At 50.1% G+C, this 14,343-nt stretch carries 12 protein-coding genes and 7 pseudogenes; 8 read left to right on the forward strand and 11 right to left on the reverse strand.

Annotation, left to right across the window (positions count from 1 at the left end; translation table 11 throughout):
- Both L379_RS00435 and L379_RS25465 read left to right on the forward strand, forming a co-directional pair.
- Window positions 1-264: pseudogene (locus tag L379_RS00435) on the forward strand (hypothetical protein); the annotation flags it as partial.
- Window positions 265-518: 254 nt separating this feature from the next.
- A pseudogene (locus L379_RS25465) lies at window positions 519-691 on the forward strand (transposase); the annotation flags it as partial.
- 47 nt (window positions 692-738) lie between these two features.
- Here the strand turns inward: L379_RS25465 and L379_RS00430 are convergent.
- Both L379_RS00430 and L379_RS26380 read right to left on the reverse strand, forming a co-directional pair.
- Window positions 739-990 (reverse strand): hypothetical protein, encoded by a 252-nt coding sequence (locus L379_RS00430; protein WP_032656042.1) that lies wholly within the window; start codon window positions 988-990, stop codon window positions 739-741.
- A 108-nt stretch (window positions 991-1,098) separates the two neighbouring features.
- Window positions 1,099-1,305 (reverse strand): annotated as a pseudogene (locus L379_RS26380) (hypothetical protein).
- Window positions 1,306-1,596: 291 nt separating this feature from the next.
- On the opposite strand from L379_RS26380, the gene L379_RS00425 reads away from it, so the two are divergent.
- The 6 genes from L379_RS00425 to L379_RS00405 all read left to right on the forward strand — a co-directional run bounded on the left by L379_RS00425 (window position 1,597) and on the right by L379_RS00405 (window position 4,783).
- Window positions 1,597-1,899, forward strand: coding sequence for a type II toxin-antitoxin system HigB family toxin (locus L379_RS00425; RefSeq protein WP_029403837.1), 303 nt, complete (start codon window positions 1,597-1,599; stop codon window positions 1,897-1,899).
- Window positions 1,900-1,904: 5 nt separating this feature from the next.
- Window positions 1,905-2,264: a helix-turn-helix domain-containing protein gene (locus tag L379_RS00420; protein WP_032656046.1), complete on the forward strand. Its 360-nt coding sequence runs from the start codon at window positions 1,905-1,907 to the stop codon at window positions 2,262-2,264.
- A gap of 59 nt (window positions 2,265-2,323) precedes the next feature.
- Complete coding sequence (locus tag L379_RS00415) at window positions 2,324-2,818, forward strand: thermonuclease family protein (protein WP_032656049.1); 495 nt, start codon at window positions 2,324-2,326, stop codon at window positions 2,816-2,818.
- Between the two features lie 12 nt (window positions 2,819-2,830).
- Complete coding sequence (locus L379_RS0124485) at window positions 2,831-3,226, forward strand: hypothetical protein (RefSeq protein ID WP_254668450.1); 396 nt, start codon at window positions 2,831-2,833, stop codon at window positions 3,224-3,226.
- Between the two features lie 448 nt (window positions 3,227-3,674).
- On the forward strand, window positions 3,675-4,445 hold the full coding sequence (locus tag L379_RS00410; protein ID WP_032656053.1) for a TraX family protein: 771 nt from the start codon (window positions 3,675-3,677) through the stop codon (window positions 4,443-4,445).
- A gap of 14 nt (window positions 4,446-4,459) precedes the next feature.
- Window positions 4,460-4,783: a hypothetical protein gene (locus tag L379_RS00405; protein WP_032656054.1), complete on the forward strand. Its 324-nt coding sequence runs from the start codon at window positions 4,460-4,462 to the stop codon at window positions 4,781-4,783.
- On the opposite strand, the pseudogene L379_RS00400 reads toward L379_RS00405, so the two are convergent.
- From L379_RS00400 to L379_RS00365, 9 genes and pseudogenes are all read right to left on the reverse strand, one after another.
- Window positions 4,761-5,225 (reverse strand): annotated as a pseudogene (locus tag L379_RS00400) (DUF4225 domain-containing protein); the annotation flags it as partial. The gene L379_RS00405 and the pseudogene L379_RS00400 overlap by 23 nt on opposite strands.
- Window positions 5,226-5,501: 276 nt before the next feature.
- A complete protein-coding gene (locus L379_RS00395) occupies window positions 5,502-6,506 on the reverse strand; it encodes an IS110-like element IS4321 family transposase (protein ID WP_000427623.1) in 1,005 nt (334 codons plus the stop codon).
- A 78-nt stretch (window positions 6,507-6,584) separates the two neighbouring features.
- Window positions 6,585-8,429 (reverse strand): annotated as a pseudogene (locus L379_RS00390) (Tn3 family transposase); the annotation flags it as partial.
- A gap of 155 nt (window positions 8,430-8,584) precedes the next feature.
- Window positions 8,585-10,924, reverse strand: a complete 2,340-nt coding sequence (gene traD, locus L379_RS00385) for a type IV conjugative transfer system coupling protein TraD (RefSeq protein ID WP_255360367.1) — start codon at window positions 10,922-10,924, stop codon at window positions 8,585-8,587.
- Between the two features lie 115 nt (window positions 10,925-11,039).
- Window positions 11,040-11,351: a hypothetical protein gene (locus L379_RS00380; protein WP_029403823.1), complete on the reverse strand. Its 312-nt coding sequence runs from the start codon at window positions 11,349-11,351 to the stop codon at window positions 11,040-11,042.
- A gap of 190 nt (window positions 11,352-11,541) precedes the next feature.
- Window positions 11,542-12,135: pseudogene (gene traT, locus L379_RS00375) on the reverse strand (complement resistance protein TraT); the annotation flags it as partial.
- 16 nt (window positions 12,136-12,151) lie between these two features.
- Window positions 12,152-13,299, reverse strand: a protein-coding gene (locus tag L379_RS0124495; protein ID WP_085949497.1) for an IS3 family transposase whose coding sequence is annotated in 2 segments (ribosomal slippage) — window positions 12,152-13,062 and window positions 13,062-13,299 — 1,149 coding nt in all. Because the reading frame shifts where the segments join, the coding sequence is not laid out codon by codon here.
- A 47-nt stretch (window positions 13,300-13,346) separates the two neighbouring features.
- Window positions 13,347-13,505, reverse strand: a pseudogene (locus L379_RS25485) (complement resistance protein TraT); the annotation flags it as partial.
- Window positions 13,506-13,652: 147 nt separating this feature from the next.
- The gene (locus tag L379_RS00365; RefSeq protein ID WP_032656060.1) at window positions 13,653-14,342 is read right to left on the reverse strand and encodes a hypothetical protein; all 690 of its coding nucleotides are present in this window, start codon (window positions 14,340-14,342) and stop codon (window positions 13,653-13,655) included.
- Window position 14,343 lies beyond the last annotated feature (1 nt).

A 14,343-nucleotide genomic window follows, 5' to 3' on the forward strand; every position in this document is an offset into this window, starting at 1 on the left:
ATGCGAAAAGGTCCTGTCACTATCAGTGGGCCGTCATTTACAGACGCCCTGGAGCGATATACCCGACTGCGTAGCATGGAGTTTTCCCGGTTGAATTTCTCCGGTCTGCCTGCCATCCAGCTGCGGAATTTGGCCCGTTATGCCGGAATGGCTTCGGTGAAATACATTTCAAGAATGCCTGACGAACGGCGACTGGCCGTGCTTACTGCGTTTGTGAAAGCACAGGAAATTTCGGCGCTTGACGAGGCCGTGGATGTGCTGGATAGGGGTTTGAAGCCCAATGGAGCGGAAATGTACGCTAAGAACCTAACTGCATGATTTTAGGTCTATGAAGTCGTGGCGTTGTTCGTCAGGTTTACGTTGATTTGATTACCGGGTTTATTAACACTGAAAGTACCTGAAACCGCATGGCTACTGGCATCAACGAAAAGAGTAAACAAAATCCTCGTTTTCTTTACTCGTCTGACCGCTCAAAAAATGTACTTCGCGTACGTTCTCGTCCGGTTGGCCTTCAACCCCCGCTAACGGCCAGTACCATTTCAACTGAGGTTGGTGACGGGAAGCAGTACGGTAGTAGTCGTGATTTTACTGCGGCAACAGGGCTGGTACCCGTCAGTACAGCACTGGTGGCCGGACAACATTGCTGGGCATCAGCAAACGAGGTAACAAAAAGATTCGAACATTGCTTTTAGTCAAAAAAATGCAGACTCAGCTGCATTTTGCGCATGCGCAAAACATTTAGTTCCTGTGCTGATATCGCGTACCTGGATTATCCGTTCCCCTTAATTGCCGTGAGTAGAAGTTATCGAGGTTGTTAACCGCCTTTCGCGGATCTAAATCAGGTACATTATTCCAGTCAACGGAATGGCTAACGCCAGCCACATCATCATCATTGAGGTTTTTTTTAGCATTAGTTTCAGCAATATCCCGCCTGAACTCCCGCCAGATATGCTTCATGTCATCAATAAAGTTTCTGGTCCAGTTTTTCATTGCGACCTCCCGTACACAATGGTTTGTCTCTCAGATTTTAATTCTCCAATCATAAAATATCCCTACACTTCGTATATCACTTAACTGTTACATACCTGATGGTGGCATTCAGCGCTTATAGAGCCTAATCCAATCGATGGTCTCGATAAACTGGTCGTTATCCAGTTCCGCGCAGTTCGCAAAAATTGCTTAAGCTACGCGTCCCTGACACTTTTCAGCTGTTCAGCCGATACCTGCTACGCAACCCATACCTTGCTGGCCGTTGTCGGTAAGCACCTGTCGTCCCGTTGATGTGACAAACTGTTGAGCCTTGATTTCCTTCGTTGTATCCCTGTATTAACGCCTGGCGGTTGTCTCAATATACCAGGTCATATCCCGTGCAGCCAGCAGAGCTGGACCGCAACTGCGATATCGCAAGGGCGTTAACTTAAAAGCGATAGCCTCTGACGCAAAATCATTCCGTTACGCCTCGCGATCGGTTAAATAATACGTTTAACGTAAAAAAACTCCGGTCTCCAAACTGCCCCCTGTATCTTCAGATAAATTTAAGTCCCATAACGGGACAAAAAACTTGAAGTAGTCCTAAAATGGGACTATCATCATGACATGAAGATAATCGCTATCAAGACACTGAGGGATTTCTGGACGGCGAATCCCGATGCAGAGCAGCCGCTAAAAGCCTGGGTAGATGAGGCCAGTAAAGCTGAATGGAAAACTCCGGCAGAAATCAAAGAACAATACCGCAGTGCCAGTATTCTTAAAAACAGGCGAGTGGTTTTTAATATTAAGGGAAATGACTATCGATTAATTGTTGCGATTGCATACCAGCGAGGATGGATGTTTATCAAATTCATTGGTACGCATAAAGAATATGACAAAATAGATGCTGAAACTGTCAGCCTGGAGTAAACCCTATGCAGATTAAACCAATTAAAACTGAACAGGACTATGAAGATGCGTTACGCGCTGTAGAGCCTATGTTTGATGACGAGCCTCCTGCTGATACCCCGGAGGGAGACTTTTTCGAAATCATGTGTGTGCTGATTAATGAATACGAAAACAAACACTTTCCTATCGAAGCCCCGGACCCGATTGAAGCTATTAAATTCAGGATGGAACAGCAGGGGCTGACGGTAAAAGATCTTGAGCCGGCAATTGGAAAATCTAACCGGGTCTATGAAGTGCTTAACCGCAAACGTAATCTGACGCTGCCCATGATCAGGAAATTACATTCAATGTTTGGCATACCTTTAAAAAGCCTCGTTGGAGGATAAGCCGAGTTGAAATTTACGAGCTTAATACCCGCAGGGTATGCAACCGGGGATAATAAATAATGAAACGGAAGTTCTGCTCACTGGTCCTGTTCGTTGTGGCGTTTTCGGCCAGTGCAGATATCAGCGGCCGGATTGTGCGCGTGCTGGACGGGGATACCGTTGAGATACTTGATCCAGGAAACCGACTGACGCGCGTTCGCCTGGCTGGCATCGATGCGCCGGAAAAGAGCCAGCCCTATGGTCAGCGTTCACGTCAGGAACTCTCATCGATGGTGGCTCAGCGGCCCGTAACCGTCACGGGAAGTGAAATGGATCGCTATGGACGCCTGCTGGGTACCATATGGCTTGGTATGACGGATGTAAATGCCGCACAGGTACGCAAAGGCCTGGCCTGGGCATACCGGTACCACGGAAAACCCGTCCGGCCAGACTACGCTGTTCTGGAGGCCGAAGCCCGCCGTCAGTCAGTCGGACTCTGGTCAGAACCGGGTCAGACAGAGCCCTGGCGCTGGCGTAGTCTGCATCAGGATGGGCTAAAAAAGAATAATGATTAAGGAGATTTCTGAATGACATTAAAATTGACAGAAAGCAAGCTGGAAAACCTTGTAGATACTTTAAATGCCATTATATGCGGTGAAGTAAATATTACACGTGAGCAGCGTGAAAATATGGTCAGGACGGTTGCAATTCTGGGAGGGTTAACGGAGCGGCAGCGCCTAATCACTGCGGAAAAAGAAGCTAAAAAGCAGGTAAAAGAAGAAAAGGAAAAAAAACACGCCTTCCGGATGAAGTATTTCCGCGATCAGGAAAACCGTGGGCACCGGAGGACCTGGACCTTATTCATTCGATTATTGCTGATATTCCGGATGACAGAATCGACGATCATATACTCTGGCTGTCGAAGAAACTGCAGCGCACCCCTTATGCCATCACCCTCAAAATTGTCAATGAAGGCCGTATGAACGAGGAATGGGCTAAAGGGTGGAAGCCTGCCGCAAAATCTATTCGTGAAGATTTCGCTCTGGTCAGGGAAAAAATTTCAGCAAATAATACAGATAATTCATGAGCGATCGCCACATATATAAAAGGGTCGATAAATTGGCCCAGATTTTGGGCGCTAATATGAATTTTTATTAGGAATTTTCCTACTCCGCTAAATATAATATTCATGCAGCCGATAATAAGAGTGTAAGAAAGGGGGCGGTGTGAACGATTTTCATAATTTAAGTATTTGTATTCAGAATAAGGATGTGGCAGGCGCAATGCGCGTGCTGCGTGATAAATCAGAATTTGCAGTGCGCAAGATTCTGGAGAAACTAAAGATCAGGGTCACTACGCAAACCGGCAGGGCATTCTGGCATTATGTTCAGGGCTGGCTGTTAACCGTGTGTCGCCAGGGGAATCTACAGCATGAATCATTCAGTACCCGACGTTCTTCCCAGTATCCGGGACGCCAGCCAGCTCAGTCCCGCAGCTCTCGATATGGTCAAACTTCTCGCACTTCTGGCCATGATTATCGACCACATCAATACGGTGTTTCTGTCGCCAGCATTGCCGGTGATGTATGCGCTTGGCCGGATGGCCTTCCCCCTGTTCACGCTTATATGGGCGATGAACGTACAGCGTACCCCGGAACGACTGCAGAAGAGAGCCAATCGTCTGTGGATCTGGGCAGTCATCACGCAGCCGGTGTTCAGCCTGGCCTTCTGGCATCACCAGCCCTGGTGGGCCCTGAACATTCTGTTCGTGTTTGCCGGCGTCACGCAGCTGATTGCCCTGCAGTACCAGCACGGCCTGAAAGGAATGTTTGTGGGATATCTGCTCCTGGCCATCATGATTTGGCCATTGCAGCCGGCAAGCTACGGGCTGGCAGGAATAACGCTGGCCATCAGTATGGCAACCGTTTCTGGCAACGAAAAACCCGAAGTGCAGCGTCTGGCGGCCATCACTGCCGTGCTGTCACTGATTTGTTTAAACGGGTTATCGCATCTCCTGGATATGCCCGCAGAAACATTATTACTGGCCACGCTGCCTACTCTGGCATTCCCCCTGGCAGTGGTTTCATTCTGCAGGCAAATCTGTCCGGAGGGCCGCAGGCGTTTCATGCCGCGTAATTTCTTTTATTATGCTTACGCCGGTCACCTGGGGATTATTGGTCTGGTACAGTATACTTTCGCCTGATTAGGGAGGACGTGATGGCTATCAGTGAGAAAGAGCTGCTTGAGGCAGGTTTTAGCAAGAACGAAGTGGACAATTTACAGGGCCGGCTTGCAGCAGGCGGAGGCACCATGCAGCATCTCATCGATGCGCTCTCACGGCGCTTCCGGGTGTCGGTATGGATCACTGTCGCGCTGGTTCTGGTTATGCTGGTCACCCTCATTGCCGGCAGCCGGACACACATTCTTTCCGGGGGCATGAGTTCCCTTGTAGTCCTGATCATTGCCTGGGTGACCTTCCCTCCTGTACTGGGCTGGAAAGCATTCCGCCTGCAGAAGACTATTTCCCGGAAGGCTCAATAGTCAGTAAATCAAGCGCCACTTTGGCTTTAACCCCCCATCCCGCAATTTTAAGCGCCATTGCGGGACGGGGGGTGCCGGATACTTTCCTGAAGAAATCGGGCCTGGTCCAGTACCACAGCCGTTGTGCTTCGGGTTTCAGCCTCAGGCCATACGCGCCGTAGACTTCGCTGAAGAGTGTGACAGCCTTATACGTCCCCAGCCCCTGCTGCCGGCTGAAGCCCAGAAATTCAGCGATCTCCATCGAGCCGTCAGCGAATATTCCCTCCGTCTGCTTATCACCGAGGAGGTTGTGCGCGGCTTCCCGTGAAATCGTGTTAAAGCCATTTACGACAATCACCGCGCCGGCCACCACGCCCACCGGCGTCATTGAGGACATCATGACGATCCCACCAAAGATGGCCGCACCGGCCACCACGACGTCGACCGCTGAAATGATGTAGCCGGGGTCCGCCTGGAAAACGAATCTATGGTCACTCCCGTTTTTGCAACACCGATTTTGACGACAAGTTGGCTTGCTTGAATCTATCCGGCGTCTGAATGGGATTTTATTCCCGCGCCTTGATGAGTTCCGCGCCTGATGAACCTCCAGAAAATATACGGCTTCAATGAGCCTTTCCGTTTTACAGGTTCCTCAACAGGCCGGTGGGCCGTTAGTATCATCAATATCAGTATTCGCAAAACCAGATCAGTAATTCTTTAAACCGGTGTATTTCTGCCGTTATGCTACATAAGTTTGCTGTCGTGCCGTTAGGGCCCAGGCTATTCTGGCCAGCTTATTTGCCAGAGCACAAGTGACGACAAAGTTGCTTTTCCGGCACAGTAAATCCCTGACCCAATCGGCCAATTTGCCAGACTGGTGTTCCAGTTTTTGTATGAATACCCTGGCACATTGAACCAACAAAGTTCGGATCTTTTTATTACCTCGCTTACTAATTCCCAGCAATGTCGTCCTACCTCCCGTGCTGTACTGCCGAGGTACAAGCCCTGTTGCCGCCGCAAAGTCACGGCTGCTGGCGTACTGCTTCCCGTCGCCAATCTCAGTTGAAATAGTACTCGCTGTCAGTGTTCCGACGCAGGGAATGCTCAGCAAGCGCTGTCCAACCTCATCTTCGTCCAACTTTCGTTTCAACTGGGATTCCAAATCTTTAATCTGCTCAACAAGATAGTGATAATGCTGTTGTAATTTCAGCAATAACTGGCTGAGGTAAAGAGGCAAACTATTATCCTCAAGAATGGTACTCAGTCGGCTAATAACGGCAGCTCCTCGGGGAACGCTAATGCCAAATTCCAGCAGAAAAGCATGCATTTGATTGGTTGTTTTTACCTTATCCTGAACCAGGGATTCACGGACACGATGCAGAGCCCGCATTGCCTGCTGAGATTCCGTTCTGGGCTGCACAAAACGCATAGACGGACGCGATGCAGCTTCACAAATAGCTTCGGCGTCGACAAAGTCGTTTTTATTGCTTTTAACGAACGGGCGGACAAATTGTGGTGATATCAGCTTTGGGGAATGCCCCAACTCTTCCAACTTGCGTGCCATAAAGTGAGAACCGCCACAGGCTTCCATTGCGATGGTTGTAGCGGGGCATGTCGCCAAAAATTCGATCAACTTTGGCCGGGTAAATTTTTTACGGTAAACAGCCTTCCCGCGACGATCCTGGCAATGAATATGGAAAGAGTTTTTACCCAGATCGATACCAATGAGCGCAATGTTTTCCATGATAGTTCTCCGAATGAAAGCCTGTCCTCAGCATAGTACCGGGAAGGAGGGAGTGACCATCTCATTAATTATCCCACGCTAAGACTGTTTTTTGTACAATTCGGTGTCGACTGTGCGTAATGAGCGGTATTTTCCGGACCCTAGCTTAATATTATTACGCCAGACGTAATCGCCACTCAGATTGATATGTTCCCAGCCCAGGGGAGAAAGATGAGATACCAGTTGATTATTAATCGGAATACCTTTTCGTTTTAGTGACTCAATGGCTCTTTCTATATATACCGTGTTCCATAACGTGATCGCCGCAGTCAGTAACGTCAGTCCACTGGCGCGGTAGCTCTGATTCTCCAGCCCACGATCCCTGATTTCACCCAGCCGGTGCATAAACACCGCTCGCGCAAGGGCATTACGGGCCTCCCCCTTATTCAGCCCTGCCTGTACACGTCGGCGCAGCCCGGGATCACGAAACCAGTCCAGCATAAACAGCGTCCGCTCGATGCGGCCAATCTCTCTCAGCGCTTTGGCTAGTCCATTCTGTTTTGGGTAACTGGCCAACTTTTTAATCATCAGCGATGCGGTGACAGTCCCCTGTTTAATCGAGGCTGCTAGGCGTAATATCTCATCCCAGTGCGCCTCAATGTCTTTGATATTCAGGCTGGTTGTTGATATGACGGACTGAAGCCCCGGATAGCGCTCGGCCTTTCCATGAATAAACAGCCGCTTGTCATGAAGATCCCGGATCCTCGGTGCAAAAGCGAATCCCAGCAGATGCATCAGAGCGAAAACATGTTCAGTGAAACCTGCGGTATCGGTGTAATGCTCGGTAATTTCCAGATCGCTTTCATGATACAGCAGACCATCAAGCACATGGGTTGAGTCGCGCACCCGGCTGATCACTTTGGCGTAGAACGGGCTATATTGGTCTGAGATATGCGTGTAAATCTGCACGCCTGGCTCCTGACCATATTTAAGATTGACCTGACCGGCATAACGCCCGTGACTGCCTACCCGAAAGTTTTGCCCGTCTGACGACGATGTTGTACCGTCGCCCCAGAATGCAGCCAGAGGTCGCGCTTTCTGAGCGTTGACCAGCTCGGCCAGTGCCGCTGAATAGGTTTCATCCCTGATGTACCATGCCTGAATACCTTCGAGTGACGATTTTGTTGCCCCCGGGCAGGACTCCGCCATTTTTGTCAGCCCCAGATTGATGCCGTCGGCCAGAATAGTGGTCAGCAACAGTCTTCCGTCTTTTGGTCTGACGTTATTATTTTTGAGGTGTGCGAAGTGACGCGTAAACCCCGTCCAGTTGTCCACTTCTTCCAGTATCTCCGTAATTTTCGGATGAGGAAGCATGCCATAAACCAAATCGGCAAAGGGGGAAGCCCCCGAAGGAACACTGTTCTCCAGCGGAGTGATTTTTACGCCTTTATCTGAGATATCAACATCGGGCAAATCACCGGCAAGAGCCATCGCGTTAACTTCTTCCAGACGCGATGCAAGAAGCGTCATACGGGCCTGAAGGTATGCCCGGCAATCGGTCTGAACGGCCAGTTGTAACTGGTCATTATGTCGGGATTTCTCAAACTCAGCAGCCGGGATGAGATAATCATCAAAATTTCTGTAGCGGCGCGATCCTTTTACCCATATATCACCGGATCGTAACGCCCCCTTGAGTTCATTCATTACGCAAAACTCGTAGTACTTGCGGTCGATTCCTGAAGGCGTCAGTACCAGTTTTCGCCAGCTTTCAGGGATAAATCCTGTTGGAGCTGCTGGCGGAACTTTACGAAGTTGTTTACGGTACATGTCCCTGATGGTGTCCAGCGCATCGCTGAGTGTCTGCGCGGGAGGTGTCGCGATGAACTGCAATGCTGAAAGCATACGCGGGGCGTATTTACGCAGCGTACTGTATTTTTCGGTGATGGGGTTTGAAGCCCAATGGAGCGGAAATGTACGCTAAGAACCTAACTGCATGATTTTAGGTCTATGAAGTCGTGGCGTTGTTCGTCAGGTTTACGTTGATTTGATTACCGGGTTTATTAACACTGAAAGTACCTGAAACCGCATGGCTACTGGCATCAACGAAAAGAGTAAACAAAATCCTCGTTTTCTTTACTCGTCTGACCGCTCAAAAAATGTACTTCGCGTACGTTCTCGTCCGGTTGGCCTTCAACCCCCGTATCCAGCTGGGTTCTGCTGCGGATTTTTTGCAGTGCTGCAGGTATTTCCGGTTTGAGGGGCGCAGTCTCTTTTTGACGAGTTACTGAAGGAGGAGAAGACCGAAGTGAAACGACGTTGTCTTTTTTGTCTTCGGTGACAGGGTCTGTCACCGTGCTGTGATTTTCAGTTACGACTTCCGGAGCCACTGACGCTGTTCGCAAGGTAACGGGCTCCCGGGGTGGTACCGGCTTCTGTTCAGGTGCAGCGCTGCGCGAAGGTTTCGGTTCTTCCATCCGAGTACGAGCCACTTTTTCGACGGTCGACGTTACCGGCGAGCCGGAAGATCCTGAAGAAGAAACCGGTGCAGGAACGTCAGCTGCAGATGATGACTCGCTACCCTTCTCCAGCACTTCGTCACCGGTCGGGAACGTCAGACCTGCTGCTGTCGCTGCGCGCTCATTCTCCTTAATAACTTTCTCCAGTTCCGGACTCAGTGCATCGCGGATATTGCGCTCGATAAGGCCAGCGTGACGTTTTTTCAATGGACGGTATTTCAACTTCAGGCGAACGACCGGATACTCGCCCGGAAGACGTACATAAAAGTTGAGGTTTGGCAGACGCATTATCTGCTCGTAGTCGACAATCGGGTTATTGACCTCGTCCTTGCCGAGGGAAACACCGTCACGCACCTGATCCATACCGTAGCTGTTTGATTCACGGATTTTGCGCGTACGCTGCTTACCCAGTTCTTCTTCGACCACTTTGGCCATCTCCGCACTCGGCGAACGACCGTACATACGGGTATTCATCAGGTCGAAAATGCTTTTAGCCAGCTCGCGGCCGTAGACGTGAACCAGCTGCGCCATGTTCTGCATCCCCAGCACGAAACAGCCGCCAAACTTACGCGCCTCGGCAAGCGTCTCAGCCAGCTCGGGGATGCGCTGCAGGCTGGGGGCTTCATCGATAATGAACCATACGCGGCGGTCGCTGTTCTCCCCCATGCTCTGCAGCATCAGCGTGGCCAGAGATACCCACAGCGAGATCAGAGGGCGTACACTCTTGCGGTGACGGGCCTGTGTTGAAATAAACAGCCAGCTGCTGTCATAGCGTTCCTGCGTCATCCACTCCCGGATGGTGAACGGCGGCTTCGTTCCGTCATCCAGCCCCTGCAGATAGCGAAGGGCTTTGGCGTAGTTGGTTACCACTGAGCGAATGGAAATGGCCGTTTTCTCGATCTTCTCCTCAACCAGGTTAGCTGAGGGCGTATTGGCCAGATAGTCACGCAGATTTTTCATGCTGAGGGACAGCAGGGTTTTGAGGAACTTCTCAATGCTGCGTTCCGGGTCCGTCGACATACGAATTGCAAGGTCGGCATAAATAGTTCGCGAACTTGATACCCAGAACGGATCGGACTCCCCTTCAACCGGAATGAGGCTGGCTGCCAGGTTGTCATAGTCGACCGCATCAATACATTCCCCCCACATCTGCCAGTTGGCACAGCGCTCGTCATGGGCATTAAGAATGAAATCGGTGGAGGGGTTGTAGTGGGTTTCTGTGAAGGTACAACCGGAGTCGTAGATGATGGCCCGGTCACCACGTTTTCGGATGAAGTCGAGTAACCAGCGTATCAGCGTCGATTTCCCCACCCCGATAGTGCCATGCATCAGGAAATTGAGTACCTCCGCCATCCTGACCATATGCAGATCACCCACGCGAAGGTCAGAGAACTCACCGTTTTTACGCAGCAGCTTATTCACTTCAGCAGGCTTGTCAGTCAGCTGCATCCCGGAAATGTATTCGTCTTCACTTTCCTTTCGACCGATATTGGCGATAAACCATGTCACGGCGATAAACACCACGATACTGAACAACCCGCTCGCGCCGGCCGCCCACTGCAGCTCAGTCAGGCACTGATTGCCCATCTCCTGCATGTACAGGTCGGTATAGATCTGCGGCAGGGTCATTTTGAGCACCATCATCGTCGCGGTTGGCGCATACCAGTAGTGGACGTCGTAAATTTTTGGCGTCCCCGTTGCCGGCATCAGATCGATAAAACTGCTGTTGATGCTGGCGAACCACCACAGAGAGCCGTTATCAAGGACTTCCTGTGGAATTCGCCAGAGAAAAATGGCGGTAGTAAGCACGGCGAACAGGATGAAGATCCAGAATCCTATCCAGTTGTTCACCTGAATGAACATGCGCCAGCGGTAGGCGGTCATCTGCCCGCCCTGGGTGAGGTTTTTTCCTGCGAAGCTCATAGAGTGTTGTCCGGCCGTTATCGCATCACCTGTTCGGTGATGTGTGTTATCAGGGGAGAAACGTTGAAAAGGGTGATGAATTACGTGATAGCGCGAGTGGGAAAACGTCGGGTTATTACATCAGACTCAGTTCATATCTGGCCTGCTGACATCCGTCCTCCCAGTCCTGTGCATTAATGTATGCAGCCATAGAACGGACTGAGGAGGCCACATCCTTATAAACCGGTGAATGCCACTCCTGGGGCTCCAGACCATATAGAGTGAATTCATAGCCAGCCCAGCCAGCAATGATGGTCATTCCCTGCCCTTCGGGAAGTGAACCAAATACATTCATATAAGCCCTCGCTACCATCAGCTCACTTTCCAGATGGATAAGCGACCAGAATTCAGCTGAGTAATCTGCACGTTCATTTATCTGATGCATCATGATGGACGAACTCCTTTGAAATTAAGGACGCAACGCTCGCCGCAGACAGGGCTGCGCCAGGCGCAGTCATGCGAGGAAGCGTAATTACTGGTAACTAACAGAATGCACTGACGCACCCTGCCCGGAAGGAGCACGGTTAAAAATCAGCTGTAAGGGAGAACGGCTGCGACGATCGCCGCAGCCGCGGGTATTACATGATGCCAGCGATGGACTTGGCCAGCTGCGCTTCCAGGACAGGTTTTGCCTCTTCAAACTTGAGGTTCACCTTGTTGGCGTTGGATACCACGCGAGTCTGGTATTTAGCACGGTTGCCCTGCTCCGTGCTGGTCTGCAGCTTAATACCTGACGTGCCCTGTTTCAGGGCGGCAATATTGTCGGTAGTGACGGCCGCTTTGCTGCGCTCGGAGATTTGCAGATCGGTCACCATGGTGTAGTTCACGTCTTCAACCATTGCATCTGCAGCCATACCAATCAGCCCGGTGGCCAGCCCTACACCCAGCGTTGCGCCAGCTGACGACGAGTTATACGCCGTAATACCCGCGCCCAGTGCCGCACCCATTGCCGCACCTTCATACCCGGTCTTAAGGAACCCCTGTGCATCGCGCAGATCCATTTTTTCAGCTTTCAGTACGTTTGCCTGAATCCAGTAGTAGGCCGTGTCCGGAGAGCTGGAGACGCGGTAGCCTTTCGCGGCCAGTTCATTTGTAATTTGTGCCTGCAGACCAGACATGTCCTTGTCAGAGGTATTACGGATCTGCAAATAAACAGTCTTCTCTGATGATTGAATCGCCACGGATAATCTAGACACTTCCGAGCCGTTGATAATACTGGTTTTCATATTCTGTCGGTGACATCTGTTCGCTAGAACCATGCCGACGCTTACTGTTATAAAACATTTCGATGTAATCAAAAATATCACTGCGGGCTTCTTCCCGCGTTCCGTAGATCTTTTTCTTTATCCGTTCACGTTTCAACAACTGGAAAAAACTTTCTGCAACCGCATTATCATGGCAGTTACCGCGACGGCTCATGCTACCCTCCAGGCCGTGTGATTTCAGGAACGACTGCCACTCATGGCTTGTGTACTGACTGCCCTGATCCGAATGAACCAGCACCTGTTTTTCGGGATTACGCCGCCATACAGCCATCAGCAGTGCGTTCAGGACAATGTCCTTTGTCATCCGGGATTGCATGGACCAGCCGATAATTTTGCGTGAGAACAGATCAACAACAACGGCAAGATACAGCCAGCCTTCGTGGGTCCTGATGTAGGTTATGTCCGTTACCCAACGCTCATCAGGAGCATCCGGATTGAACTGTCGCTGGAGCCTGTTGGGTGACACGATACTGGCCTCGCCTTTACGTGCCCGCGGGCTTCGGTATCCGACCTGAGCCTTTATTCCGACACGTTTCATCAGTCTCCAGACTCTGTTTACTCCGCACTGTTGCCCGCTGTCACGCAGATCCAGATGGATTTTGCGATAACCATAGACGCATCCCGATTCCAGCCAGAACTGTTTAATCTGTCCTGTCAGTCTCAGGTCTGCCTGATGGCGTTGTGAATGCGGCTGCTGAAGCCAGGCGTAAAAACCACTGGGATGAACATCCAGCACCCGACAGAGCAGGCGAACAGGCCAGCAACAGGAGTTGTCACGGATAAAGGCGTACCTCAGTCGGACAGCTTTGCGAAGTACGCCGCGGCTTTTTTTAATATGTCCCGTTCGTCGGTAACCCGTTTCAGCTCTTTCTGGAGACGGCGGATCTCGGCCTGAGCATCTGACTGTTCTTTATTAGTGGAAGAATCCGGACCGTACTTCTTTATCCAGGCATAAAGGCTGTGGGTGGTGATATCGAGACGTGTTGCAACGCTGGCAACAGAATAACCGCGATCAACAACCTGTTTGACTGCTTCAGTTTTAAACTCTTCAGGATAACGCTTACCGCTCATGGGCACCTCTCTTTAAGTCATCTTAAATGACTCTGAGGTGTCTGTTAAACGCGTGGCGATTCAGATGGCTCCAGCCAGATGGTTTCACTCATCTGGGTTTTAACATCGAGGTTACGTTTCTTCACCGCTGTGGACATGGCACCACAACCAGACAGAGCGAGAGTAGAAGCGATCAGACCAACAACGGCTAATTGTTTTAATTTCATGAATTCATCCTGTGCATAGAAAAACGTCCCCGTTAGCGAGATATAGCTAACAGAGACGTTATCGGCTGATTTGAAAGGGAATTTAGGTTAAATAGATGGTTTGCTTAGATTACTACAAAAATTAAGGGGGCCATTGCCCCCTTACTCTCAGTATCCCCGGTTAGGGTCATACGTATTTGAAGGTTCGTTGAAGTTTGTTCCCCAACTGTTCCCGTGTATATCCAGGCCAGAGATACCACCAACCATTGGCATTCCTGACGCAGGGTTCACAGTTATTCCGTTACTGAACGAATCGTTGAAGGAAGTATTCAGAGGAATATTGGAAATTCCACCATCTTGGAAACTCATATGACTGCCTGAAAAGCTGATAATTTTGTTGTCACTAGTGCTAAGGAGTTGAGCCTCATTATCTGGCAACATATGAGCTATCCCATTCCGGATAACATATATCCGGCCATTATCTTCATTCTTAAGAAGGGTATTATCCTTGAAAGTAATAGGCCGCAATACTGTTCCCACAAAGATGAAAGCTATCAGCGAGTGAACAGCTATGCCTGCTATGAGAGCACTTTCGGTATCATTGCCAACAAATGCCACCAAGAAAGTTAGCAAGACTGCAAGCATCGTGTTACACAGGAGTGTCGCTTTTAAGCTCATCCCTCTTTTGCTGTTTCGTAACTTCCAAATGCAGAACATATATATGGCGCTGGGTATGACTGATAAGAGCATGCTCTTAGCCATAAATGGCACGTCAAAAAGTAATTGCAGGCTTACAGAATAAGCTGCATAAATGCCGATTGGAATGAAACAACAATAAGCACTTACCTTTTTGGTCATT

It is taken from the genome of Enterobacter sp. MGH 33 (assembly GCF_000534535.1).
Classification (GTDB): Bacteria; Pseudomonadota; Gammaproteobacteria; order Enterobacterales; family Enterobacteriaceae; genus Enterobacter; species Enterobacter hormaechei_C.